The following is a 23,049-nucleotide window of genomic DNA, read 5'->3' as shown; positions in this document are numbered from 1 at the left end:
ACATATTCCGTCTTTTAGAATCTCGCGATTAAAGCTACCAGCCCCCGATACAGTCGTTCCAACAGCTCCCCCGTCTCGACACACAGTCCGGTGTGGACCGGCGAAGTCTGCATGATTGTGCTTCTGGGTGAGGTCAGCCAGTGAAAGCGTTCGCTCTGGGAGAGGCGTGCGATCGGGCCGCCGGCATCCTCGCCGGCGCAGATGAGCAGCACGGCGTCGGCATGCCGGCGTACGGCGTCGATGTCGAGCTGAGGCCATAGGGCGCGCAGCCGGGCCTCGTCGACGTGGATCCTGGCGGCGAGGTATCGCCGTTCGCGGCAGAGCACGATCACCCCGATGTTGACGAACTCCTGCCGGTCGACCCTGGGCACGACGCGCAGGACGGCGTAGTCATAGGAGGCGCTGGTATGCACGCTGGGCCTCCTCTTCGAACGTTCCTGCGGCGGCGAGCCGCTGGGTCAGGTATGCCAGATAAGCTGCTCGCCGGTCTTCGGCGGTGGCGTCTTCGGCGACGAGCCAATCGTCCGGCACACCCTCCAGAATCTCATGCAGCACCGCAGGCGTCAGAAGCTGACGCGCTCTGGCGCCTGCTTCGGCGATGGCGCTCGCCCAGCGCAGCAGGACGTGGTGCTGGCTTTCAGGAAAGGCCGATGCGGCCTTCAACCCGGCGGTCGGCCAGTTGTGGTGGAAGAATAACGCCGCGCCGTGATCGATGAAATACAGACGCCGCTGCCAGACGAGCAGGTTCGCGTTCCGCGCGGTCCGGTCGACGTTCTGGACGAATGCGTCGAACCAGACCGCCGTGGAGGCCGTGGCCGCGTCGGCGACGTCTCCCGCGGCGGGATCGAACATCGTCGACCCGGGCAGGTAGTCGAGCGCGAGGTTGAGGCCTGCGCTTGCCTTCAGCAGGTGGCGTATCTCGGCGTCCGGCTCGTTGCGTCCCAGCGCCGGATCGACCTCGACGAAGACCAGCTCCGGCACGGCAAGGCCCAGCACACGGCCAATCTCGCCCGCGACGAGTTCGGCCACCAGGGCCAGCGCGCCCTGCCCGGCGCCGCGAAATTTGAGCACATACATGCCCTCGTCGTCCGCCTCGATCAGACCGGGCAACGAGCCGCCCTCTCGCAGCGGAAGCACGTAGCGTGTCGCGCGTATCGTTCGTAACATCTGTCCAGTGTAATTGTGCGCGGAAAGACGAACGCGCGCCCCGGCATCGCTTAGACTTGGCGTAGCCTTCCCTTCGGCCGATGAAAGAGGCATGGAGTCCGCTGCATGATCGATGTATTCCAGGATAAGGTGTTGCTGCAGGAGATCCTGACCGCAATCACCGACGCCATCATGGTGATCAACCGCGACTGGATCACCGTATATATGAATGCGCCGGCTCTGGAGATCACCAATCCGATCGGCTACAGCCCGATCGGGCGCGAGTTCTGGACCTGCTTTCCGGACGCCGTCTATCCCGGTTCGCCCTATCTCGCGGCCTACTACAAGGCGATGGATGAGGGAGTGCCCGGCGACATCGAGGCCTACTATCCCCCGCCGCTCGATCTCTGGTTTCATGTGCAGGTCCGGCCCACGGCGATGGGCATCATCCTCTTCACCCGGAATACGACGCTGCAGAAGCGCATGACGGCCAGCCTGGTCTCGAACGAGAAGCTGGCTGCGCTGGGACGGCTTTCGGCGGTGATCGCGCATGAGATCAACAATCCGCTGGAGACGGCGCAGAACGCGCTCTATCTCGCGCTCGGCAGCGAAGATACGGCCGAGGCGAACAGCTACGTGGAGATGGCGCGGACAGAGCTCGACCGGATCACCGCGATCACGCGCCAGACATTGCGCGTGAACAAGAAGTCGAATAAGCCCACGCGCGTCGGGTCCGACGACCTGCTGCGCGGCCTGATCCTGATCTACGAGGACAAGGCGAGCCGCCACCGAGTCCGGATTCAGCCCGATCTGGGCGAATCGATCCACTTCGTCTGCTACGAGGGCGAGATTCGCCAGGTGCTGAACAACCTCGTCGGCAACGCCATCGACGCCATGCCGGACGGCGGCAAGCTGGCGATCCGCGTACGCAAGGCGACACTGTGGCACACCGGCCGACCGGGCATCCGCATCACCGTATCGGACAACGGGGTGGGCATGTCCGCCGATACCCTCACCCGGCTTTTCAGCGCCTTCTTCACCACCAAGGGCATCGACGGAACCGGATTGGGGCTATGGATCTCGAAGCAGATCGTCGAAAAACACGGCGGTCTCCTGCTGTTGAGGTCCAGCCAGCGAGCGGCGCAACGGGGCACCACCTTTTCCCTGCTGCTGCCGATCGATGGCGACCTGGGAGATCATTCCGATACCGGCCCGGAGGCGGAGTAACGCCCTCTTCCCCATTCGACGACATCCCGAAGGCCGGCAAACGTCTCTCCCCATGACGCGTTTCAACGACTGGACTTCGCGACCTCGAGCTCGAGTTCGGCAACCGGTCCCGGTGCGCTCGGGACGGGCTTTGCATGGACGGCTGCGTCGAACTTGTCCACCTCGTAACCGGCCTCGGCCGCCATGGCCCAGACCTTCTCCAGCATGGAGAAGATACCCTGCATCTCGGCGCCGCCGGGTTTCACCACCAGCAGGACCGGCAGGTGCAGCCAGCAGATCAACTGCTCGAACGACTCCTTGGCGAAGTAAGTGACCGATTTGTACTCGGTCACACCGGCCAGCCAGCGAACGTCGGGATCGCGCCAGAATTCCTTCGAGATGGGCGTCATGCCGGAGAGCAGCAGACGGACGCGCGCGGCGGCCCGCCAGCTATCTTCGCCATGCAGGCCGCGTTCGGAGAAGCACTCCGCCAGCACCGTCCGTAAACGCAACCGGTCGAATCCGGCGGTCGCATCGGCTGGCTTCGACGCCAGACGCCGCAGCGTACTCCACGCAAGCACCGGAGCCCAAACGCGGTTATCGTAGAGGGTCGCGGCGGTTGGAAAGAATGCGCGCGCCGCAGGCGGCCATGCCGCCGTGAACGCCGCCGTGTGGGCGGGCAGAAGAGCCAGCGCCTCCATGTCGGCCTTTAGATCGGCCTTTGAGGTACGTTCGCCCAGCTTATCGCTGATCGAGAGCACGGCCGTCGCCGCGCGTGTGACCATCTCAAGATCGTTCGCTACCCCAGAATCGGCCGCTTCGGCGGCCTGGGCTGGCTCGGGCGCCGACGCAGCATCCTCGGCAACGGGCTTTGCATCGACCTGGGCGGCCGCTTCGATCCCGGCCGCGACCGGCTTCACCGCCTCTTCCGCGGCAGACCTGCTCAGGTGGAAGAGCGTCGCGTGGCTGATGAGCTTACGGACAGACTCATGCAGCGGGCGGAGCCGCATGGTGGTGAGCGCATCCCACAGATCGTGGACGCCCTCCCCGCGCAGCGCGTCGCACAGAGCGTCCCACGGCTGCTCGGCGGTCGAGGTGAACTCGCGCCAGTCCTGCAGCACGACGTACTGGTATCCGCGCAGGCTGACGGTCAGGCCATGCTCGTGGAAGGCGGACGGCCGCCGCAGATATTCGAGATTGGTCACCGTATCGCGATAGGCAAGAATGCGCGAGTCTTCGTGCGGCAGGGCAAGCGCGTCGGCAAGCTGACGAGTCCGCAGCGCGCCGGCGCCCTTGTCCATATACTCCACCGAGCCGTGAATCGTGCCGTGCGTGCTCTCGTAGCGATTGTTGAAGAGCACGATGGCGCGCTGATGCCCCAGGCGGTTTGAGTAGGCGAATACGTTTTCGTCCACCGTCGAGCCGGCCCAGAAGTCGTACATGGCGAAGTTGACCGACTCGGCGAAGAGCGCGCGGTTCTTGAGCAGCGGAGCGATCTCGCGCTGGTGCCTGGCGGCGAGACCCTCGTTCGGCCACTCGTCCATGCGGGCGCGTTTGTACTCCATGCCGTATTTCTCGGTGAAGCCCTCGATCTGCCCGTGGCCGAACATCGGCAGACCCGGAATCGTCGCGAGCATGGTCGCCACGCCGAAGTATTTGTCGCCGTCGCCGAACTGATCGATGGCCGTCCGCTCGTCCGGATTGCTCATGAAGTTGACGTACCGCTTCAGGATGTCGGGGTCGAAGTCGATTGTTTTCTTCAGATACGAGCGATACTTCGCGTTCTCCTCATCCCGCAGCATATGCATGAAGGCGGAGTTGTAGACGCGGTGCATGCCCAGCGTGCGGACGAAGTAGCCCTCCAGCAGCCAGAACGCCTCGGCCAGCAGCAGCGTGCCGGGCACCTCCACGGCGACGCGGTCGACCACTTCGCGCCAGAACTCGTTCGGCATCAGCGCGTCGAACTCGGCCTGCGGAATCGCGGATTCGGCGCGCGACGGGATCGCTCCCCCGGCGCCCGGCAGCGGAAACCAGAGGCGCTGCACATGTTTCTTCGCCAGCGTCATCGCGGCGTCGAAGCGGATGATCGGAAACAGCCGCGCGACCTGCAGGATGGTCTGCATGACCACCTCGCGCACCTCGGCCTTTGAGTAATTCAGTTGCGCGGTGTCGTTCCATGCGAAGGTGGTGCCGTCGTTGCCGTGGTAGACATAGTCCGTGTGGCCCGAGTGCCGGTCGCGACGGCGGAAGACCACGGCCGCGTCGGTCTGGTCGTAGTACTTGTCCTCGATCTTGATCTCGACGCGATGGTCGCTCGAGACGTCCGGGCCGTCGAACCGGTAGGACGGAAACGGGCTGTCGGGGCGCGAGAGAAACCACTCCGGATGCTCGATCAGCCAGTTGGAGTCGATTCCCATGTGGTTCGGCACCATATCGCTTGCGAGCCGGATGCCAGCCGCGGCGGAGCGGTCGCGCAGATGGGCGTAGGCATGCTCGCCGCCCAGGTCGGTCGCAATGTGATAGTCCTTCAGCGAGTAGGCCGAGGCGACGGCGTCGTGCTGGCCGCGCAGCCGCTTGATCGTCTGCGAGGCGTTCGACCGCTCCCAGAGCCCGATCAGCCACAGACCGTTGATCCCGCGGCTGGCCAGCAGGCGCAGCTCCTCGTCCGGAATCTGGTCGAGCCGATGGATGTGTCGCTGGTACTTCTTCGAGAGCTGCTCGAGCCACACGTAGGTGCTCTTCGCCATCAGCACGACGGTCGGCATCCATGCCTGGTCGGGGCTAAAGGCCTCGTACTCGTTGACGGGAGCTTCGGTCGGCGGGCCGAAGACCCCGCCCTTGCCGCCCGGCCCGAAGCCGACGAACTCATCGCCCTCGAAGCCGCCGCTGCCCCACTTCGGGTCTTCGTAGTCGTGGTGCTTATGCCTCGACGACGGGTGAAAGCGCATCCAGATGGCGATGTCCTCTTCCTTCAGCACGTCGATGGCGAGCAGGATGCGCCGCAGCTCCTCACCGATGTGCTCCGCCCAGTGCTGCTGAATGAACTCCAGTTGGCCGGTCAGCGAGTCGGGCGATGCGAGCATCGGCGCGATCAACACGTCCAGCAGCGTTCCCTGCTCCGGGTCCACCAGCGGACGCGTCGCGAAAAACGGCGCGAACTGTTGCGTGATCTTCTCGTAGACGGTCCGCGACTTCAGCCCGCGGTCGTCGAAGAACTCCTTGAACGGCTTGTACGCCGGATTGATATTCGCCAGCCAGAGCAGCAAAAGCTCCTCGACCGCCGCCTCGCGATTGGGCAGATCCTCGACCGTCTGGGTCAGCCATTCGGCGACCGTCTGCTTGCCCTGGTAGATCGCCGAGTTCGGAAACTGAGCGGTGAAGGTCGCGAGCAGCTCGCCGACCTTTTCAGCGTTGGCCTCCGCGCTGAACCACGCCAGCGCGGCCGAGAGCACCTGCGGATCCTTCGTCGCGCGATAGCGCGCCATCAGCGCGTGGCTGAGTTCATCGATCAACCCCATCGCGAAGAGCGCGCCGGCGTTGATCTGCTCCGACTCCAACGCGGACGCGCCCTCTCGCTCGCGCACCTCGTGGATGCGGGCGGCGAGCGCACGGCTCGCGGCCAGATTGCCGAAGACTACATTTCCGGTATAGCTGAACAGTGCTCCGTCGACGTTGTACCGTTCCCGAACGATCCGCGCGATATGAAATTCCATGCCTGGACGCCTCTTGCTGATATGCCTTGAATCGATTCTCGCTCAGCCTGCGGATTCAGGTTGAGAATATCGTCGCCCACATTACAGTACTACCTTGCTGGTTGGAGAGCGTGCGGGCTGGGAAAGATGCTCGCGCCCGAAAATGGGTGTTGTGCGATGGCTTCAAAGCCGCTGCACCAACGCTTCATACATTGCAATCTGATCCAGTGAAAACGGCTGCATTGGCTGCCCGGCGGCATGCGCCCGGCGCCACTGGACGAGCCAGTCTAACGCAGATGCGAGCCGAAGTTGCGGAGTCCACGAAAGTTCGTTGCGGGCAAGGCTGGCGTCCAGCCGCAGGCGCCCCGCCTCATGCACGCCAGGCTCCGGATCGAGCACCCACGACGCCCCGTCGCCCCATAGCTCGGCCATGTGTGCGGCGATCCACTCCACTGGTCTTGCATCTTCGTCCGGTGGCCCGAAGTTGTAAGCCGCGGCACATTTCTTGCTCGCCAGAAGACTCTCGGCCAGCAGCAGATAGCCGTGGATCGGCTCCAGCACGTGCTGCCACGGGCGCACCGCGTGAGGATGGCGAATTCTCACCGGCTCGCCCGCCAGAAAGCCGCGCACGAGGTCCGGCAGCAGGCGGTCGTCCGACCAGTCTCCTCCGCCGATGACGTTGCCCGCACGAGCCGTAGCGATCCGTACCTCGCCACTGGAAAAATAAGAAGATCGATAGGCGGCAGTCACGAGCTCCGCGCACGCCTTCGACGACGAGTATGGATCGTAACCGCCGAGCCGGTCTGTCTCGCGGTACGGCCACGACCATTCCCTGTTCTCGTAGACCTTGTCGGTCGTGACCGAGACGACCGCCCGGACCGACGGCGTCCGCCGGACCGCGTCCAGCACGCGCGCCGTACCGATCACATTCGTCTCGTACGTGCCGATCGGATCGGCATAAGACAAACGCACCAGCGGCTGCGCGGCCAGGTGAAAGATCACCTCCGGCTGAAAGCTGTGCATCGCGGCGTCCAGCTTTGCCGCATCGCGGATATCCCCGCGAATATCTTCGACGCGGTCGCCAAGCTGAACGGCGTCGAAAAAATTCGGCGTCGTGTCTGGATCGAGCGCATACCCCCGAACCTGCGCACCCAGATGCGTCAAATACAGCGCCAGCCAACCGCCCTTGAAGCCGGTATGCCCGGTCACGAAGACGCGGCGGCCGCGCCATAAGGATGCAGTTACCAGACCTTCCATGGCGCCTTTCCGCTGCTCCAGAGTGCCTCGAGCTGCTGCTTGTCGCGGAGCGTGTCCATCGGCTGCCAGAATCCGCGGTGGAAAAACGCGTGTACCTCGCCCTGTGCGACCAGCGTCTCGATAGGCTGCTGCTCGAACATCTGGGCGTCGTCCGTGACGGCGTCGATGGCCGAGGGCGACAGGACGAAGAAGCCGCCGTTCACCCAACCGCCCTCGTCCGACGGCTTCTCGCGAAAGCTGTAGATCTGCGTGTCGTTCAGGCCGAGCGCTCCGAAGCGCGCGGCGGGCTGCACACTCGTCAGGGTCGCGGCCTTGCCATGCGCCTTGTGGAAGGCGATCGTCGCGGTGATGTCGACGTCCGCGACGCCGTCCCCGTAGGTCATGCAGAAGGGCTCGCCGGGGTTGAGGTGATGGGCGACGCGGCGCAGACGGCCGCCCGTGCCGGTCGCCTCGCCCGTGTCGACCAGCGTCACCCGCCACGGCTCTGCGACGGAGTTATGCACGGTCATGCGGTTCTCGACCATGTCGAAGGTCACGTCGGCGGTGTGCAGAAAGTAGTTCGCGAAGAACTCCTTGATGACGTAACCCTTGTAACCACAACAGATGACAAAGTCGGTGATGCCGTGCTGCGAGTAGATCTTGAGGATATGCCACAGAATCGGCCGTCCACCGATCTCGACCATCGGCTTGGGCCGCAGGCTGGTCTCTTCGGCGATGCGTGTGCCGTAGCCGCCGGCGAGAATGACTGCCTTCATGCGCAATGTTCCTTCGTCCCTGCTTCTCTTTGCCATTCCCGCAGCGGATCTGCTTCTGCCTCTGTCTTCGGACCATCATAACAACGACTTGCACAACCAGACCGCATACGCCATCCTGAAGATCGATGGTCCACTCAGCCAGCATCGCGCGTACGATCCGAAGCCAGCCCCTGGCCTCGCTTGGCATCGCGTTGCTCGCGTTCTTCGTCCTCTGCGCGGTCTTCGCGCCGTGGCTCGCGCCGCACGATCCGAACCAGCTCAACCTCGACGGACGCCTGCTGAGACCCGGCCTCGGCCACTGGTTCGGCACGGACGAGCTTGGCCGCGACATCCTCTCCCGCACGCTCTACGGGGCGCGCATCTCGCTGACGGTGGCGATCTCGGTCGTGGCTCTGTCGCTCGCGATCGGCGTCGTCGCTGGCGGTCTGGCGGGCTTCTACGGCGGCATCACCGACGCCATCGTGAACGACTACCTCAGCAACGCCTTCCTCGCGCTGCCTGGCATCCTGCTGGCCATCGCCTTCGTCGCCTTCCTCGGGCCGGGGCTGTTCAACCTGATCCTGGCGCTTGCGATCTCGGGCTGGGTGGGCTATGCGCGTCTGGTCCGGGCGCAGGTGATGACCGTGAAAGGGCGCGAGTTCGTCGAGGCGGCGCGTGCGCTCGGCGCCTCCGACGCGCGGATTCTGGGCCGGCACATCCTGCCCAATATCCTGCAGCCGCTGATCGTGCAGGCGGCGATCGGCATGGCCGGCGCGGTGCTGGCGGAGGCGACGCTCAGCTTTCTGGGCCTTGGCATCGCGGCACCCGCGGCGTCCTGGGGATCGATGCTGAACGACGGCCGGTCTCACCTGTTCGAGTCCCCGCATCTCGTCTTTTTCCCAGCAGTTGCAGTCATGTTGTGCGTGCTTTCGTTCAACTTCATCGGCGACGCGCTGCGCGATCTGCTCGACCCGCGCACGCGGCTTTCGGCGGGGCTGTAACGGTGCGTATCGGCGTCATCTCGGACACGCACGGCCTGCTGCGCCCGGAGGCGCTGGCGGCGCTGGCTGGCGTCGACCACATCCTGCACGCGGGCGACGTCGGCGACCCGAAGATCCTCGACACCCTGCGTGGGATCGCTCCCGTGACAGCGATTTCGGGCAACGTCGACACCTACGGCCCCTGCGCGGAGCTGCCCCCGACCGAGGTCGTCGAACTCGACGGCCGGGTCTTCTACCTCGTACACTCCGTCCGCGACCTGGATGTCGACCCGGTCGCAGGCGGGATCGACGTAGTCGTGAGCGGGCACTCGCATAAGCCGGAGCTTGAGATACGCGGTTCGGTGCTCTACCTCAATCCCGGCAGCGCAGGGCCGAGACGGTTCCGGCTGCCGGTAACGATAGCCATCGTCGAAAGCGAACCCGCCGGCCTGCGCGCGCGAATCGTAAAGGTGCTGCCCGATCTCTGAAGCAAATGCCCCTTGGGCGGCCAGCATCGATTATCAGCCTTCGCGCAGCGGAGGATCTGCTTTGGTCTTTGCCACTGGGAGCATCACTTCGACCCGGCAAACTTCACCGTAGCAAGAATCGACTCCATCCTCAGATGGATGTTTTCTAGTTCCCTCTCGGTCATGTCCCGTGCGCCACTCACCTCTCCGCCGCAGAAGGTGTTGATGGCAAGGTCGAAGCGGACGCACGTCCCGGCGTGCATGGCGGTGAAGATATCGTCGCGCGCCTCGGTGCAGATCTTGCCGTACTCGTCGTGTCCGCGGTCGAAGGGCTGACCGGCGACCATGGTCTTCGGCGCCGGCTGTGCGGGCGCGGCGGTGGCCTGCGCGGCGCATGCCTCGGGCGTGACGCGCGGCGTCGTGCTGACGTAGACCAGCGCGCTGGCGAAGGTCGAAGACGGATAAGGGTTGAAGCCAAGCGCAGCGACCATGCTGAACCGCGTCGCGGCGGGCGCAGTGCGAGCGTCGGTCCGGAAGGTGCTCAGTTCGCCGTCCGTGCGCGAGGTGTTCCAACCAGCCGGGAGATGAAACTGGATACCGGCGCGAGGATCGCGTACGTCACGCGCCGGCGGATTGGTCGGCTCCCTGGGCGCGGGCGTCGGCGCCGGCAGCGTGATGTGCGGCGTGATCCTGGGAATCTGCAGATCCTGCGCGAAGGACGGCAGCGCTGCAAGAAGCGGGAGCAGGCGGAGGCATTTGTTCATCGGTTCAGGTGTCTCCTCGGTGGCTTCACGAGCGCATGCGTGGGTTAGCCAGGGTATAGGCGATATCGGTGAGCATGTTGACCGCGACATACGTGAGCCCAATGGCGAGGATGCAGCCCTGTACCAGAGCATAATCGCGATTCGAGATGGCGGAAAGAGTCAAACGGCCGATGCCCGGCAGGCTGAAGATCGTCTCCGTGACAATGGCGCCGGCGAGCAGCGAGCCGAACTGCAGCCCGATCACCGTCAGCACCGGGACCAGCGCGTTGCGCAGCGCATGCCGGTAGACGACCTGGCGCTCGGTCAGCCCCTTGGCGCGCGCGGTGCGGATGTAGTCCTGGCTCAGTTCCTCGAGCATCGCCGTCCGGACCATGCGCGTCAGGATCGCCGCTAGCCCGCTGCCGAGCGTGACTGCGGGCAGGATGAGATGCAGCAGAAAATCCTGCACGGTACCCCGATTCCCGGCGCCCGAGACCGGCAGCCAGCCGAGGCCAATCGAAAAGACCACGATCAGGATCGGCCCCAGCGCGAAGTTCGGAAACGACAGCCCGACCAGCGAGACCACGCCAACCGTGCGATCCTGCCAGCCGCCTCGACGCAGCGCCGACCAGATGCCCGCCGGAGCCGCCACCGCCACGCCCAGCAGCAACGCCGCCAGCGACAGCGACAACGTGTAAGGGTAGCGCTGCAGAATCAGGTGCATCACCGAATCGTGCAGCCGCAGCGACTGCCCAAGATCGGCGTGGACGACTCCGCGCAAGTACCGCGCGTACTGCGTCGGCAGCGGCGCGTCCAACCCGTTCGCGTGCCGCAGCGTGGAGAGGTCCGCCGCCGTGGCGCCCTCGCCGAGCATCTGCGCGACCGGGTCTCCCGGCACCAGATGGATCAGCAGGAAGACGACCGAGATGACCACCCAGAGTACCGGCAACGCGAGGGCGAGCCGCTTGAAGGTCGCGAGAAAAGGCCTCACGCGGAGGCCTCCAGCCCGTCGTCCTCGGTCGGCAGCGGCGGCGCGACGACCTCGACGCGCACGCGCGCGATGCGGCGGCCGTCCATCTCGGCCACGGTGTACCGGCGTCCGGCGTGCGTGACGCTTTCTCCCGCTGTCGGAATATGACCCAGCTCGGCGAGCATGAACCCGGCGAGCGTCTCGATGCCGGGCTCGCGCGGAAAGCTCCAGTGGAGCTGCGTGTTCAGGTCGCGCAGGCTGGTGCTGCCGTCGAGCGAGGCTACGCCCGCATTGCTGAAGGGCGTGGTGCGCGCGGCGATGTCGAACTCGTCGTTCAATTCGCCGACGACCTGCTCAACCGCGTCCTCCGCAGTCACGAGGCCGACGGTCGAGCCAAACTCATCCACGACGACGGCGATCTGGCGGCGGCGCTCCTGGAAGTCCTGCAGCAGTTCCACGGCCAGCTTCGTCTCCGGAACGAAGATGACGTCACGCATCACCTGCCGCAGCGTCAGGCCGGAAGGCCCGGTCGCGCCAAGCGCCAATGCGGTGGAACGGAAGTGCATCAGGCGCGAGATGTCCTTCGAGTAGACGATGCCGACAATGTGCTCGGTTCCCTCCACGGGGTCGTAGACCGGCACGCGCGAGTGCTGCTCGTCGACGATGCGCGCGCTCGCCCGCTCGACCGGCATGTCGGCCGGGAGCGAGAAGATCTTGCCGCGCGGCGTCATGATCTCGCGCACGACCACATGGTTCAGCTCGATCGCCCGGTGAATGATCTCCTCCTGGAAGACCGGCAGAAGCCCCATGCGACGCGTGGCCGTGGCGATCAGCTTCAGCTCCTCCGGCGAGTGGACGGCTCCACCCTCGCCCGAGAGCGGCGCGCGGAAGACCTTGAGCACCAGCGCCGCCGAGCCGTTCATCAGCCGGACCGCCGGTCGCGTCATGCGAATGAAGACCTCCATGGGCCCGGCGACCGCAAGTGCAATGCGTTCAGCACGTTGCAGCGCCAGCGACTTCGGCACCAGCTCGCCCAGAAGAACCTCGAAGTACGTGATGATCGCGAACGCGAGCGCAATCGCAATGGCATTCGCATAGACGCTTGCGTGCGGCGGCAGCATGTGCAGGATGCCCGAGGCGGCGGTAAGCAGGATCTCCGCGATCGCCGGCTCGCCAACCCATCCAAGCGCCAGCGCCGCCAGCGTGACGCCGAACTGCACGGCGGGCAGGAAATCGTCCATCGTGTGTTTGAGTTGCAGAACCGTACGCGCGCCTGGTCGTCCGGCTGCGATGAGCTGCTCGATGCGGGTCTCGCGAATGCTGACGAGGGCGAACTCCGCCGCAACGAAGAAGCTGTTGGCCAGAATGAAAAAGGCCACCATGGTTCCCCGGATCAGCATCCATTCGAGCATGTTTCGATGCTAGCAGTTGCGACGCTATTGGCGAAAAGCAAAAGGCCCGGCTCTCCGCGATGGGCGAGCCGGGCCTTGCTGCAATCTGAAGTTACGCGAGGATCTTCGTGATGGACTTGTCGATCGTATCCTTGGGAACGAATCCGACGATCTGGTCCGCAACCTTGCCGTCCTTAAAGATCAGAAGCGCGGGAATGCCGCGGATGCCGTAACGCGAGGGCGTCGCGCTATTCTTGTCGACGTCCATCTTCATGACCTTCAACTGGCCGTTGTACTGCGTTGCGACCTCGTCGACGACCGGAGCGAGCGCGCGACAAGGACCGCACCAGGCCGCCCAGAAGTCCACCAGGACGGGCTGCTCCGACTGCAGAACATCCTTCTCAAAGTTGCCATCGTTCACTTCGGTTACAAACTGTCCAGCCATCTTTCATTCCTCCCGCTGCGTTAGAACCCGCCAGCGTCATGTGTCATTTAGTAGATGCAAACGCGCGGCTGACGATTCAATCGGGTCTTGCGATCGGAACGGGCCTGCCACTTAAAGAGTAAACGCCCGGACCTCGCGAACGAGGTCAACGGGCGGCGAAGCAGCCCTCCCCAGAACTGCCCACGTCGTAACCCTAAGTGTTTCGTTATCCGCTGTAAAGGTATCTTTAGTAATGTTACCCGAACAGCGCGGCTAGAACCCGGAAAAGCCTGCTCCACCGGCAGAGACCTGGGTCTCCACCACCTCCAGCGCGGCGTCGCCGGATAGCTCCCGCATCGAGGCGACCAGCGCCTCAGTGGACGCGGATGGATCCGCGATGACCAGCACCGACGGACCGGCGCCGCTCAGCGCCACGCCATAAACGCCTTTGGCGCGGTGCATCGGCAGCAGCTTCGGCAGCAGCGGACAGGCGGCCATGCGATACGGCTGGTGGATACGATCCTGCATGGCGGTACGCAGCAGCTCCGGCCGGTCGAGCGCGAAGGCAGCCACCAGGAGCGCGGTCGATTGCACATTGGCGACGGCATCGGCGCGGCTGTAGCTCTCCGGCAGCAACGCACGCGCCTTCTCGGTCGCGAGCGAGGCCTTCGGCATGGCGATCAATAGCTTCCACGTCAGGTTTTCACCGCAAGCCGTTGCAATCACGTGAGTTCCGGTCATGGCGGAGGCGGTCATGCCACCCAGCCAGGCGGCGGCGACGTTGTCCGGGTGGCCTTCGCGGCGGCAGGCTTCTTCGAGAATCTGCTGCCCGGTCATGCGAAGCTGGCCGTAATGATTCGCCAGCAGCACCCCCGCCAGCAGCGCTGCCGCGCTTGATCCGCAGCCCATGCCAAGCGGGATCTCGTTGCGCAGGATGAGACGCAGCTTCACGATCGGCCTATGCTTCAGACCCAGCAGATGATGGTAGGTGGTGAGGATGAGGTTGCGATCGAGTTTCGCGCAGAGTTCGGCGTCGCGACCCGTCGCCTCGATGACGAACTCCGCTGCGGGCTCCGCCTCGATGTCAAGGTAGAGCCCCATGGCGAGTCCGAGTGCATCGAAACCTGGGCCGAGGTTGGCCGACGTTGCCGGGATGCGGAGGTGGTACCGGCTCATGCGGGCTGAACCTGCAGGGTGCGAGCCATGTGCTCGTCGAGCGTACGCAGCACGACGTCGCGGTTGGCTTCGAGTACGATCGGCGGCTTCTGGAGCAGCGAGTTCAGCTCCGCGTCCGCGGGCGAGATCGCTGCCTTTTCTTCGGCGGTCAGCAGGTCGCCCTTGTGATAGTGGATCGTGTAGTCCGAATCCTTGAGCGTGTGGCCGGTGAGGATGAGCACGACGCGCTCCTCCGGCCCGACCTTGCCCTGCGCAACCAGCTTCTTCAACCCGGCCAGCGTGACGGCGGAGGCGGGTTCGCAGCCCACGCCCTCGGCGCCGATCTGCGCCTTCGCGAGCGCAATCTCCTGCTCGGAGACCTCCTCGCACCAGCCGCCGTGAGTCGCCAGCGCGCGCACGGCCTTGCCGAACGACGCGGGATGGCCGATACGGATGGCGGAGGCGCGGGTCTCGGCGACGACGGGGATGAGTTCCCTGCCGCCGTTGGCCTGCATGGACAGGTAGAGCGGGTTGGCTCCCTGCGCCTGGATGATGCTGATCTTCGGCACGCGCGGGATGAGGCCGAGCAGCTTCATCTCCGCGAAGCCCTTGGCGAGCGCGGCGGAGTTGGCGAGGTTGCCGCCGGGGACGATGACATGTTCGGGCACCTGCCAGTCCATCTGCTCGACCATCTCGAAGGCGGGCGTCTTTTGGCCTTCGAGCCGGTACGGGTTCACGGAGTTGAGCAGGTAGATCGGGTGGGCCTTGACGAGTTCGTTGACAAGCCGGACGCAACCGTCGAAGTCCGTCTTGAGCTGCACGGTCAGCGCGCCGTAGTCCATCGACTGCGAGAGCTTGCCCCAGGCGATCTTGCCCTCGGGGATGAAGACGATCGAGCGCAGGCCGGCGCGCGCGGCATACGCAGCCATCGCGGCGGAGGTGTTGCCGGTCGACGCACAGGCGACCCACTCAAAGCCGCGTTCGACCGCGACCGAGAGCGCGGCGGTCATGCCGGTGTCCTTGAACGAGCCGGTCGGATTCATGCCCTGGTGCTTGGCCAGCAGCCAGTGCAGGCCAAGAGCCTTGGCGCAGCGCGGCAGATCGTAGAGCGGCGTATTGCCCTCGCGCAGCGTGGTGATGTTCTTGTCCTGCACGATGGGCAGCAGGTTGCGGAAGCGCCACACGCCGGACTGGTCTTCGGCGAGCGTCGACGACCGGCGCTCGGTCCAGAGGTAGCGCAGTGCGCTGGGGTTCGGCAGCAGCGTCTTGTTCGCCGGCTCGCCGGTCTTGGTGGACGCACTCCACGGGTAGACGACCTCGTAGAGGCCGGAGCAGAGCGGGCAGCGGAAGTTTGCGCTAACGGCGTCGCCGGAGATCTCGGTATTGCAATCGGTGCATCGAAGCTGATGTGTGGCGATCATGATCTCTTCTAGGGTACCGTAACTTCATGCGACCACCCAAGCTCCTGCCGTCGTTCCTTGCGCTTTGTCTCGGTATTTTGTTCCCTTTTGCCATGCAGGCGCAGAATTCCCGCGTCGTGCGGGTGGCGGCGGCGGCCGACCTGCAGCCGGTGATGCTGATCTTCGCGCAGGAGTTCGAGAAGGAGACGGGCATCAAGCTGGTGGTCTCGCTCGGTTCGTCCGGCACGCTGGCGACGCAGATTGTGAACGGCGCGCCGTTCGATGTGTTCCTTGGAGCGGACTTTACCTTTCCGGAGAAGGTCGTCGCGGCGGGCAAGGCGGAGGCTGCGCCGGTGGCCTACGCGAAGGGCACGCTCGTGCTCTGGGCCCGGAAGGACCTGGGCATCGCTCCGCTGCATGTCGAACTGCTGACGGACCCACGTATCAAGACCGTGGCAATCGCCAACGCCGAGCATGCGCCGTATGGCCGTGCGGCCGTCGCGGCGCTTGAGAAGCTGAAGATCTACGACGCCGTAAAGCCGAAGCTGGTGGTGGCGGAGAACGTCGCCCAGACCGGGCAGTTCGTCGAGTCGGGCAACGCGCAGGTGGGGCTCATCTCGCTCACGCTCGCGAGTTCGGAGCATTACAGGCAGGTGGGCCAGTTCGTGCTCATGCCGTTCGTCTACCCGGAGATCCGGCAGTGCGCCGTGGTCGTGAAGGGCTCGGACCATGCGGCGGATGCGAAGCTGTTTCTGGATTGGGTGCTTTCCGACAAGGTGCAGGGCCGGCTGAAGGATTTCGGGATCTCGCCGGTGAAGTAGACTGCCGAGATGGATACTGAGGCGCTCTGGTTGACGTTGCGGCTGGCGGGGACGACGACGGTCGTGCTGCTGGCCGTGGCGCTGCCGCTGGCCTGGTGGATCGCCTCGGGCTCCGGCGTAGCGCGGGCGCTGGTGCAGGCGGTGGTGGCGCTGCCGCTGGTTTTACCGCCGACGGTGATCGGCTTCTACCTGCTGGTGGGATTGGGACCGCTGACGCCGGTCGGTCGAGCCGTCACCCGCATGCTGGGGCATTCGCTGGCGTTCAGTTTTGCGGGGCTGCTGCTGGGGTCGATTCTGTACTCGCTTCCCTTCGCTGTGCAGCCGCTGGTTGCTGGATTTCAGTCGATCGGCCGGGAGTATGTCGAAGCGGCGAGCATGCTGGGCGCGTCGCCGCTGCGTTCGTTCTTCGACGTCGTGCTGCCGATGTCGCGTCCTGCGCTGGTGACCGCCGCGGTGCTCAGCTTCACCCACACGGTCGGCGAGTTCGGCGTGGTGCTGATGCTGGGCGGCAATATTCCCGGCCGAACGCGGACGCTGTCGGTCGCGATCTTCGACCAGGTGCAGGACGCGCAGTACGCGGATGCCAGCCGGACGGCGCTGGTGCTCGTGGCGTTTTCGGTCGTCGCATTACTGGCAATCTACACGCGACGAGGCTGGAGGGGCGTTGAGTCAGGCTCCTGAAACGAGCTTTCACCATGAGGTCGAACTTAGCCACCGGACAGGGCCACTCTCGCTCGACGTGCGCTTCGAGCTGACCAAGCCGTGGACGGTCCTGTTCGCACCCTCCGGCGCAGGCAAGAGCACGATTCTGCGTATGATCGCCGGGTTGGCGGCGCCGAACACTGGCCGGGTCGCCCTGCGCTACGGCGAGCAGAAGGTCGTCCTCACGGACACCTCACGGCGCATCATGATTCCGCCGCACCTTCGGGCGGTACGACTGGTCGCGCAACGGCCTGCCTTGTTTCCGAACCGGAGCGTGATTCTCAATCTTCAATATGGCATGCCGACTCCAGAACGTAACCGGCAGTCGTTGGATAAGCATTTTGCCCTTCTTGACTCGGTCGTCGAGCTCTGCCGCATCTCGCCGCTGCTCTACAAAATGCCAAGTCAGCTCTCAGGCGGAGAGAGTCAGCGCGTGGCGATCGCGCGCGCTATCGCCGCCGGCTTCGGTCGCCTGTTGATGCTGGACGAACCCTTCACCGGCATGGACGGCGTCCTGCGGGACGAGTTGATCGCCGGATTGAAGGAGTGGCAGGCAAAACAGGGTGCTCCGATCCTGATGGTGACCCACGACATCGGCGAGGTATTCGCCACCGGCGCCGAGGTGATGCGGATGGAGAACGGAAGGATCGTCGCCGTTGGTCCGGCGGAGATTGTGCTGGCCGCGGAGCGGGAGCGGCTGCTGGGCTTGCTCGGACGGACAGCAGATCCTCTGCAAGGATGACAACCAAGAAAGACAGGAACGCTTAACGCAGGTAGACCGGCTCCTGTTCGAGCTGGATGCCGAATCGCGCAGCAACCTCGGCGACGATGGCGTCGCGCAGTTGGCAGATGTCGGCGCATGTCGCAAGCCCCGTGCGGTTGATGAGTGCGAGTGTGTGGCGGCTGGAGATGCCGGCATGCCCCATCTCGTACCCCCGGTGGAAGCCAGCCTGGTCGAGCAGCCAGGCTGCCGGCAGCTTCGTCCTTCCCCCGCCTGCCGGCCAGTTCGGGATCGCCTCCTCGGTCATGTTGAGTCGCTCGGCGATCGCGGACAAGGCAGCCAGAGGGACGACGGGATTCTTGAAGAACGATCCAGCGCTGCGACTGTCCGGCTCTTCGTCGACTAGCAGCATGCCCTTGGACCGGCGAATCTGGCGGACGGCATCGTAGGTTTCAACCAGCGTCGGCTGATCGTCGCCAAAGTGGCGCTTCAGGTCGGCATAGGTCAGGTTGGGCCGGGCGCCGGGAGTCAGGCGGAAGCGCACCGAGGTGACGATATAACGGCCGCGATGCGTGGTGTTGAAGATGCTCGTGCGATAAGCGAAGCCGCAGTGTTCTGAGCCAAGCTCCTCAAAATGAAGGGTTTCGAGGTCGAGAACCGTCACGCGCACGATCGTCTGCGCGACCTCCTGTCCGTAGGCGCCGACATTCTGGACGGGCGTGCCGCCGGTCAGTCCGGGGATTCCGGCGAGGCACTCGACACCGCCCAGCCCGACCGCGCAGACCTCCTGGACGAAGTCGTTCCACGGCGTACCCGCGTCGACATCGCACAGCACGGCGTCGCCATCCGGGATAAAGACGATAGGACCGTTGAACTGCAGATGAATGACCAGTCCGTCGAAGCCCGCGTCCGAGACAAGCAGATTGCTGCCCCCGCCCAGCACAAAGATGCCGACATGGCGCTTCCGGGCGAAGGCGACGGCGTCGAGCAGCTCCTCGGGCGTGGCGGCATGGCAGAAGAAGCGTGCCGGGCCGCCAATGCGCAGCGTCGTATAGGGCGCCAGCGGAATTTGTTCTTCGATCTGCATCTCGTTCCAGAGTACGCGAAGGGCGACTGGGCGCGATGTTGGCGAAACAGTTACAATCGGTTGGACGGCCGCGCTTTGCGGCGCCGAGGAGGTAGCACGATGTATCCAGAGATTATGGTGATTCCGATGCGCGAGGAGCTTGGTCGCGCCGGTGTGAAGGAAGCTCGCACGGCGGCGGAGGTCGATACCGCCATCGCACAGCCGGGTACGACGATGCTGGTGGTGAACTCGATCTGCGGCTGCGCGGCGGGCAAGATGCGTCCGGGCGTGCGTCTGGCGATGCAGCACACCACCAAGCCGGATCATGCGGTCACGGTGTTCGCGGGTCAGGATCGTGAGGCCACCGAGCGTGCGCGCGGCTACTTTGCGGGTCATCCGCCCACCTCGCCGGCGATTGCGATTCTGCGCGACGGCCAGTTGGTCTACCTGATGCAGCGCTCGGCGATCGAGACCTCGACCGCGCCGGCGATCGCGCAGGAGCTGGCGCGCGCCTTCGACACCTACTGCACGAAGACTACCGCGTAAATTACGGTAAACAAAGAATGCTCCGTGGCGGAGGCTCAAACGGGCCTCCGCCCTTCTCTTTTTGCGCGGGAATTTCGGTTTGGACCTTCAACTGCTAGCGGCTCTCTGCCGATGTAAGTGACAGGCCCATGGCGAACCTCTTATCCATCCCCGTACCCAGCGATATTGTCTTCCCCGAATCCGCCCGCGCCGCGGCGGTTCGCGAGGATTGGAAGGATCTGGCCCTGCTTGGCGACGGGCTGGCCGTCCAGCGGTTGCGCTCTCAGCTTCAACGGCTGGCGCCCTACTTCCGCACTGCCCTGCTGATCGGCGAACGCGGCACGGGCCGGGAGGCTGCGGCGCGGCGGCTGCACTCGCTCAGTCCCGTTGCGGCCGGGCCGTTCGTGCTCTGTCCTGCGCTGGAGTGGATGAGCGCCGGGGACGAATACAAGGATCTGATGGAGTCCGCGCAGCGCGGCACGCTGTTTATCCAGGAGATCGAGCGCCTGCCCCTGCCCCTGCAGGCGCAGATGCTGGTCCGGCTGCAGAAGCTCGACGGCATGGTGAAGGCGCGCACGGCGGAGACGCGGGTGATTGCATCGAGTCTGAGCGACCTGCGCACGCTGACCTCGACCGGGCAGTTTCGGCAGGATCTCTACGGGCGAATCTCGGTGGTGGAGATTCGGCTGACGCCGCTCCGAGAACGGACCGAGGATCTGCAGGCTTCGTGTGCGGCGCTGCTGAAACGCTATCAGGACTCAGGCAAGGGCCGGGAAATCAGCCACATCGCCGAAGACGCCATCGACCGGATGATGGCGCATGCGTGGCCGGGGAACTTCGAAGAGTTGCGCGAGGTCGTCGAGCAGGCGCTCTTCACCGCGGCGCGCGAAGGCGGCGACGGAGCAGGCGCGGTACTGGTGCAGCATCTGCCCGAGCTGGCCCAGCGCGAGGAGCGGATTCAGGCCGGCCTCGAACTCGCCGCGTCGCCGGCGGTCGAGCGGCTGGAGGATGTGCTGCGGCGGCATGTAGTGGATGTGCTCTCGCGCTGCGCGGGCAACAAGGTGCGCGCGGCCGAGCTGCTGGGGATCAGCCGTTCGACGCTCTACCGGATGCTGGACGCGGCGTCGTAGCCCACGGAGGCGGTAGACTGGGGCATGTTCTTGTCTCGTCGTCTGCCTCTCGTTTTGTCGTTTGCGTTGTGTGTTTCCACGATGGGCCTGGCTGGCGCCCAAAGCAGTATCCAGACCGGCGCTCCCGCCGTCCAGAATAAAGAGCTTGCGGGTCTCCTGCGCGACTACCGCGAGGATGAGCTGAAGCACTCGCCCGAGCTGGCCTCGTCGCTCGGCGACAGGCGATATAACGATCAGCTCTCGGACCTCTCTCCGCGCGAGGCCAACGCGAAGCTGGAGCGCGGGCGCAACTTCCTCGTCCGGCTTGCAGGCATCGATCCCGCGACTCTGAACCCGCAGGATAAGGCCGCCGCCGACAAGCTGCAGCAGGCGCTCATCGCGGAGCAGAGCGCGGGCGCGCGCAAGAGCTGGCAGATGCCGATCGACCCCGAGACCGGCGTACAGGTTCGCCTGGCCGAGCTGCCCAGCCACATTCCACTCGAGACCGCGAAGGACTACGACGACTACATCGCACGGTTGAAGAAGATTCCCGACGAGCTGCGCCAGGCGGTGACGAACCTGCAACTGAGTTCGGACGAGGGGCATGGCATCGAGGCCACGCTGGTCGAAAAAGTGCTCGCCCAGGTGAACGCCGTGGCCGCGCAGAAGCCCGAGGCCAGCGTCTTTGCCGCGCCGCTGAAGCGCTTTCCGGCGAGTTTCCCCCCGGCGCAGAAGAGCCGCATCTCGGAGGAGACGCTCGCCGCCATTCAGGACGATGTGCTGCCCGCCTACGCACGGCTGGGACGCTTTCTGAGCGCGCAGCTTGCCCCCGCAAAGTAGCCCAGTGGTAAGGTGTTCAGCATGAGCGAGAACAAGTTGAAGCTGCGCGTCGCAGTGCTGGGCGCGGGTAAGATGGGCGGAATCCTGCTGCAGGCGTTCGTGAAGAGCGGGCTGCTGGACGCGACGGATGTGACCGCGACGGTGCTGCACGAGAGCCGCACGGAGGAGCTTTCGGCAAAGTACGGCGTCACCGTGACGACCGACAACGTCGAGGCCGCGCGCAACGCCGACGTGATCCTGCTGGGTGTAAAGCCGATGTTCATCCTTAGCGTGGTCAAGCAGATCGCGCCGGTGTTGAAGCCCGGCGCGCTGCTGGTCTCGGTGGCGGCCTCCATTACGACGGCGGCGATCGAAGGAGCGGCGGGCGGCGAGGTTGCGGTGATCCGCGCCATGCCCAACACGCCCTCGCAGGTGCTGGCGGGCGTGACGGCGTTATGCGCCGGCCGCTTTGTGCAGGACGAACAGGTTGCCGTGGCGGAGCGGCTCTTCGGCGCGGTTGGTCGCACGGTGGTCGTGGCGGAGCGCCTGATGAACGCCGTTACGGGACTCTCGGGTTCCGGGCCGGCCTATGTCTTCATCATGATCGAGGCGCTGGCCGAGGGCGGCGTGAACGTCGGCCTGCCGCGCGATGTCGCGACCGTACTGGCGGCGCAGACGGTGGAAGGCGCGGCGAAGATGGTGCTCGAAACCGGCCTGCACCCGGCCGCGTTGAAGGATATGGTGACAACTCCAAATGGCACAACAGTTGCGGGCATCCTGGCCCTTGAAGAGGGCAGCCTGCGCGCGACGCTGATCAACGCGGTGAAGCGTTCGGCCGAGCGAGCGGCCGAGCTGGCGGGTTGACGCTGCGGGAAAGATGTTAGTCTATCGACCATGAAACCGATGGCTGGATGGTTGATCGCCTGCGGGCTCTTGTTGACCCGCATGAGTGTGGCGCAGACGAACGCGCCCGATTTGGAGAAGGCGCTGAAGGCGCATCCGCTGGAGCTTCGGAGCTACTCCGCGGATGCCGTTGCGAACTACACCTGGGCGGACGGAAAGCTCGCCGTGACCGCGCCGCATGGGCAGACGCTGGGGGAGTTTTCGACGAAGTCGGTACGGTTCAAGAAGGGCCATCTGATCGTCGAAGGCATTCGCAACGTGCTCGTGTACGACAAAAAATCGAGCACCTTCACGCCAGCCGCGCCGATCGAGATGCGGCTGGAGATCGAACTGGGCGCCGCCGACCCCGCGACCGTCTTCCCTGCCTTGCAGGATGCGCTCTTTTATCCGGATCGCGCCGCCGGTCTGGCGGGTCTGCCGAACTGGATCCGGGGATTCTATGGCATCACCACGCCTCGGGTTGAGACCGGGTCGCAGGCGGCCGATAGCGATCCTGTCAGCATCGACCCGAAGACGCCTGGGGTGACGGCGCCGAAGTTGAGCCTCAGCGTTCCGCCCGAGTCCACGGAGGCGGCGAATCGCGAGAACATCCACGGGCATGTGGGGGTCGTCTTTCAGGTGTCTCCGGCTGGGAAGCCCGATGCCCTCTGGCTGTTGCGGCCGCTCGGGTACGGGCTGGATCAGAAGGCGCTCGACGCGGTGAGGAAGTATCAGTTCAAACCGGCGGAAAAGGATGGCAAGCCCGTGCGCGTCACACTCGCCATCGAAGTCACCTTCGACGCGGTCTGATTCCGTCAAGCATGAGGCAGCTCGCGTCG

Annotated in this window: 23 protein-coding genes; 11 read left to right on the top strand and 12 right to left on the bottom strand. The window is 65.0% G+C overall.

Annotated elements, in window-relative coordinates; translation table 11 throughout:
* Positions 1-14 precede the first annotated feature (14 nt).
* A complete protein-coding gene (locus CHB87_RS07430; RefSeq protein WP_089407779.1) occupies positions 15-413 on the bottom strand; it encodes a DUF3037 domain-containing protein in 399 nt (132 codons plus the stop codon).
* Positions 391-1,167, bottom strand: coding sequence for a HipA family kinase (locus CHB87_RS07425; protein WP_089407778.1), 777 nt, complete (start codon positions 1,165-1,167; stop codon positions 391-393). Before CHB87_RS07425 ends, CHB87_RS07430 begins: the two co-directional genes overlap by 23 nt.
* Positions 1,168-1,272: 105 nt before the next feature.
* On the opposite strand from CHB87_RS07425, the gene CHB87_RS07420 reads away from it, so the two are divergent.
* On the top strand, positions 1,273-2,373 hold the full coding sequence (locus tag CHB87_RS07420; protein WP_089407777.1) for a two-component system sensor histidine kinase NtrB: 1,101 nt from the start codon (positions 1,273-1,275) through the stop codon (positions 2,371-2,373).
* Between the two features lie 62 nt (positions 2,374-2,435).
* Here CHB87_RS07420 and CHB87_RS07415 read toward each other — a convergent pair whose 3' ends face one another.
* The 3 genes from CHB87_RS07415 to rfbF all read right to left on the bottom strand — a co-directional run bounded on the left by CHB87_RS07415 (position 2,436) and on the right by rfbF (position 8,056).
* The gene (locus CHB87_RS07415) at positions 2,436-6,065 is read right to left on the bottom strand and encodes an alpha-amylase family protein (RefSeq protein WP_142988258.1); all 3,630 of its coding nucleotides are present in this window, start codon (positions 6,063-6,065) and stop codon (positions 2,436-2,438) included.
* Positions 6,066-6,227: 162 nt separating this feature from the next.
* Positions 6,228-7,301: a CDP-glucose 4,6-dehydratase gene (rfbG, locus tag CHB87_RS07410; protein ID WP_089407776.1), complete on the bottom strand. Its 1,074-nt coding sequence runs from the start codon at positions 7,299-7,301 to the stop codon at positions 6,228-6,230.
* Positions 7,286-8,056 carry a glucose-1-phosphate cytidylyltransferase gene (rfbF, locus tag CHB87_RS07405; RefSeq protein ID WP_089407775.1) on the bottom strand — a complete coding sequence of 257 codons (771 nt, stop codon included), beginning with the start codon at positions 8,054-8,056 and terminating at the stop codon, positions 7,286-7,288. Before rfbF ends, rfbG begins: the two co-directional genes overlap by 16 nt.
* 125 nt (positions 8,057-8,181) lie before the next feature.
* Between rfbF and CHB87_RS07400 the strand changes: the two genes are divergently transcribed.
* Positions 8,182-9,036, top strand: a complete 855-nt coding sequence (locus tag CHB87_RS07400; RefSeq protein ID WP_089407774.1) for an ABC transporter permease — start codon at positions 8,182-8,184, stop codon at positions 9,034-9,036.
* A gap of 2 nt (positions 9,037-9,038) precedes the next feature.
* Positions 9,039-9,503, top strand: coding sequence for a metallophosphoesterase family protein (locus CHB87_RS07395; protein ID WP_089407773.1), 465 nt, complete (start codon positions 9,039-9,041; stop codon positions 9,501-9,503).
* Positions 9,504-9,586: 83 nt separating this feature from the next.
* On the opposite strand, the gene CHB87_RS07390 is transcribed toward CHB87_RS07395, so the two are convergent.
* The 6 genes from CHB87_RS07390 to thrC form a co-directional block, all read right to left on the bottom strand.
* Entirely contained in the window at positions 9,587-10,246 is a 660-nt protein-coding gene (locus CHB87_RS07390; protein ID WP_089407772.1) for a hypothetical protein, read from the bottom strand.
* 25 nt (positions 10,247-10,271) lie between these two features.
* Complete coding sequence (locus tag CHB87_RS07385) at positions 10,272-11,216, bottom strand: ABC transporter permease (protein ID WP_089407771.1); 945 nt, start codon at positions 11,214-11,216, stop codon at positions 10,272-10,274.
* Positions 11,213-12,607 (bottom strand): hemolysin family protein, encoded by a 1,395-nt coding sequence (locus CHB87_RS07380; RefSeq protein ID WP_089407770.1) that lies wholly within the window; start codon positions 12,605-12,607, stop codon positions 11,213-11,215. The genes CHB87_RS07385 and CHB87_RS07380 overlap by 4 nt, the downstream gene beginning before the upstream one ends.
* A 91-nt stretch (positions 12,608-12,698) precedes the next feature.
* The gene (gene trxA, locus CHB87_RS07375) at positions 12,699-13,031 is read right to left on the bottom strand and encodes a thioredoxin (RefSeq protein ID WP_089407769.1); all 333 of its coding nucleotides are present in this window, start codon (positions 13,029-13,031) and stop codon (positions 12,699-12,701) included.
* Positions 13,032-13,283: 252 nt separating this feature from the next.
* Positions 13,284-14,186 (bottom strand): homoserine kinase, encoded by a 903-nt coding sequence (gene thrB, locus CHB87_RS07370; RefSeq protein ID WP_089407768.1) that lies wholly within the window; start codon positions 14,184-14,186, stop codon positions 13,284-13,286.
* Positions 14,183-15,589, bottom strand: coding sequence for a threonine synthase (gene thrC / locus CHB87_RS07365; RefSeq protein WP_483866699.1), 1,407 nt, complete (start codon positions 15,587-15,589; stop codon positions 14,183-14,185). Before thrC ends, thrB begins: the two co-directional genes overlap by 4 nt.
* 23 nt (positions 15,590-15,612) lie before the next feature.
* Between thrC and modA the strand changes: the two genes are divergently transcribed.
* Genes modA through CHB87_RS07350 form a run of 3 tightly spaced genes read left to right on the top strand, consistent with a single transcriptional unit; the run spans position 15,613 to position 17,830 of the window.
* Positions 15,613-16,386 (top strand): molybdate ABC transporter substrate-binding protein, encoded by a 774-nt coding sequence (modA, locus tag CHB87_RS07360; RefSeq protein WP_245817871.1) that lies wholly within the window; start codon positions 15,613-15,615, stop codon positions 16,384-16,386.
* 9 nt (positions 16,387-16,395) lie between these two features.
* Entirely contained in the window at positions 16,396-17,067 is a 672-nt protein-coding gene (gene modB / locus CHB87_RS07355) for a molybdate ABC transporter permease subunit (RefSeq protein WP_089407765.1), read from the top strand.
* Complete coding sequence (locus CHB87_RS07350) at positions 17,051-17,830, top strand: ATP-binding cassette domain-containing protein (RefSeq protein WP_245817870.1); 780 nt, start codon at positions 17,051-17,053, stop codon at positions 17,828-17,830. The genes modB and CHB87_RS07350 overlap by 17 nt, the downstream gene beginning before the upstream one ends.
* A 22-nt stretch (positions 17,831-17,852) precedes the next feature.
* On the opposite strand, the gene CHB87_RS07345 is transcribed toward CHB87_RS07350, so the two are convergent.
* Positions 17,853-18,896 (bottom strand): UDP-N-acetylmuramate dehydrogenase, encoded by a 1,044-nt coding sequence (locus tag CHB87_RS07345; RefSeq protein ID WP_089407763.1) that lies wholly within the window; start codon positions 18,894-18,896, stop codon positions 17,853-17,855.
* A 99-nt stretch (positions 18,897-18,995) separates the two neighbouring features.
* Here CHB87_RS07345 and CHB87_RS07340 point away from each other — a divergent pair, with 99 nt between their 5' ends.
* The 5 genes from CHB87_RS07340 (at position 18,996) to CHB87_RS07320 (ending at position 23,020) form a co-directional block, all read left to right on the top strand.
* A complete protein-coding gene (locus CHB87_RS07340; RefSeq protein ID WP_089407762.1) occupies positions 18,996-19,421 on the top strand; it encodes a BrxA/BrxB family bacilliredoxin in 426 nt (141 codons plus the stop codon).
* A gap of 128 nt (positions 19,422-19,549) precedes the next feature.
* On the top strand, positions 19,550-20,530 hold the full coding sequence (locus tag CHB87_RS07335; RefSeq protein WP_089407761.1) for a sigma-54-dependent transcriptional regulator: 981 nt from the start codon (positions 19,550-19,552) through the stop codon (positions 20,528-20,530).
* 81 nt (positions 20,531-20,611) lie between these two features.
* Positions 20,612-21,349: a DUF885 family protein gene (locus tag CHB87_RS07330; RefSeq protein WP_176441645.1), complete on the top strand. Its 738-nt coding sequence runs from the start codon at positions 20,612-20,614 to the stop codon at positions 21,347-21,349.
* Between the two features lie 21 nt (positions 21,350-21,370).
* Positions 21,371-22,192, top strand: coding sequence for a pyrroline-5-carboxylate reductase (proC, locus tag CHB87_RS07325; RefSeq protein ID WP_089407759.1), 822 nt, complete (start codon positions 21,371-21,373; stop codon positions 22,190-22,192).
* 39 nt (positions 22,193-22,231) lie between these two features.
* Positions 22,232-23,020: an energy transducer TonB gene (locus CHB87_RS07320; RefSeq protein WP_176441644.1), complete on the top strand. Its 789-nt coding sequence runs from the start codon at positions 22,232-22,234 to the stop codon at positions 23,018-23,020.
* Positions 23,021-23,049 lie beyond the last annotated feature (29 nt).

Source organism: Granulicella rosea (assembly GCF_900188085.1).
In the GTDB taxonomy this organism is placed as follows: domain Bacteria; phylum Acidobacteriota; class Terriglobia; order Terriglobales; family Acidobacteriaceae; genus Edaphobacter; species Edaphobacter rosea.
This window is presented reverse-complemented; position numbering and strand designations above follow the sequence as displayed.

Coding starts and splice junctions, on each gene's coding strand:
- CHB87_RS07425 (WP_089407778.1), bottom strand. CDS start 1,167: ATGTTACGAACGATACGCGCGACACGCTACGTGCTTCCGCTGCGAGAG.
- CHB87_RS07420 (WP_089407777.1), top strand. CDS start 1,273: ATGATCGATGTATTCCAGGATAAGGTGTTGCTGCAGGAGATCCTGACC.
- CHB87_RS07415 (WP_142988258.1), bottom strand. CDS start 6,065: ATGGAATTTCATATCGCGCGGATCGTTCGGGAACGGTACAACGTCGAC.
- rfbG (WP_089407776.1), bottom strand. CDS start 7,301: ATGGAAGGTCTGGTAACTGCATCCTTATGGCGCGGCCGCCGCGTCTTC.
- rfbF (WP_089407775.1), bottom strand. CDS start 8,056: ATGAAGGCAGTCATTCTCGCCGGCGGCTACGGCACACGCATCGCCGAA.
- CHB87_RS07400 (WP_089407774.1), top strand. CDS start 8,182: ATGGTCCACTCAGCCAGCATCGCGCGTACGATCCGAAGCCAGCCCCTG.
- CHB87_RS07390 (WP_089407772.1), bottom strand. CDS start 10,246: ATGAACAAATGCCTCCGCCTGCTCCCGCTTCTTGCAGCGCTGCCGTCC.
- CHB87_RS07380 (WP_089407770.1), bottom strand. CDS start 12,607: ATGCTCGAATGGATGCTGATCCGGGGAACCATGGTGGCCTTTTTCATT.
- trxA (WP_089407769.1), bottom strand. CDS start 13,031: ATGGCTGGACAGTTTGTAACCGAAGTGAACGATGGCAACTTTGAGAAG.
- thrB (WP_089407768.1), bottom strand. CDS start 14,186: ATGAGCCGGTACCACCTCCGCATCCCGGCAACGTCGGCCAACCTCGGC.
- modA (WP_245817871.1), top strand. CDS start 15,613: ATGCGACCACCCAAGCTCCTGCCGTCGTTCCTTGCGCTTTGTCTCGGT.
- modB (WP_089407765.1), top strand. CDS start 16,396: ATGGATACTGAGGCGCTCTGGTTGACGTTGCGGCTGGCGGGGACGACG.
- CHB87_RS07345 (WP_089407763.1), bottom strand. CDS start 18,896: ATGCAGATCGAAGAACAAATTCCGCTGGCGCCCTATACGACGCTGCGC.
- CHB87_RS07340 (WP_089407762.1), top strand. CDS start 18,996: ATGTATCCAGAGATTATGGTGATTCCGATGCGCGAGGAGCTTGGTCGC.
- CHB87_RS07335 (WP_089407761.1), top strand. CDS start 19,550: ATGGCGAACCTCTTATCCATCCCCGTACCCAGCGATATTGTCTTCCCC.
- CHB87_RS07330 (WP_176441645.1), top strand. CDS start 20,612: ATGGGCCTGGCTGGCGCCCAAAGCAGTATCCAGACCGGCGCTCCCGCC.
- proC (WP_089407759.1), top strand. CDS start 21,371: ATGAGCGAGAACAAGTTGAAGCTGCGCGTCGCAGTGCTGGGCGCGGGT.
- CHB87_RS07320 (WP_176441644.1), top strand. CDS start 22,232: ATGGCTGGATGGTTGATCGCCTGCGGGCTCTTGTTGACCCGCATGAGT.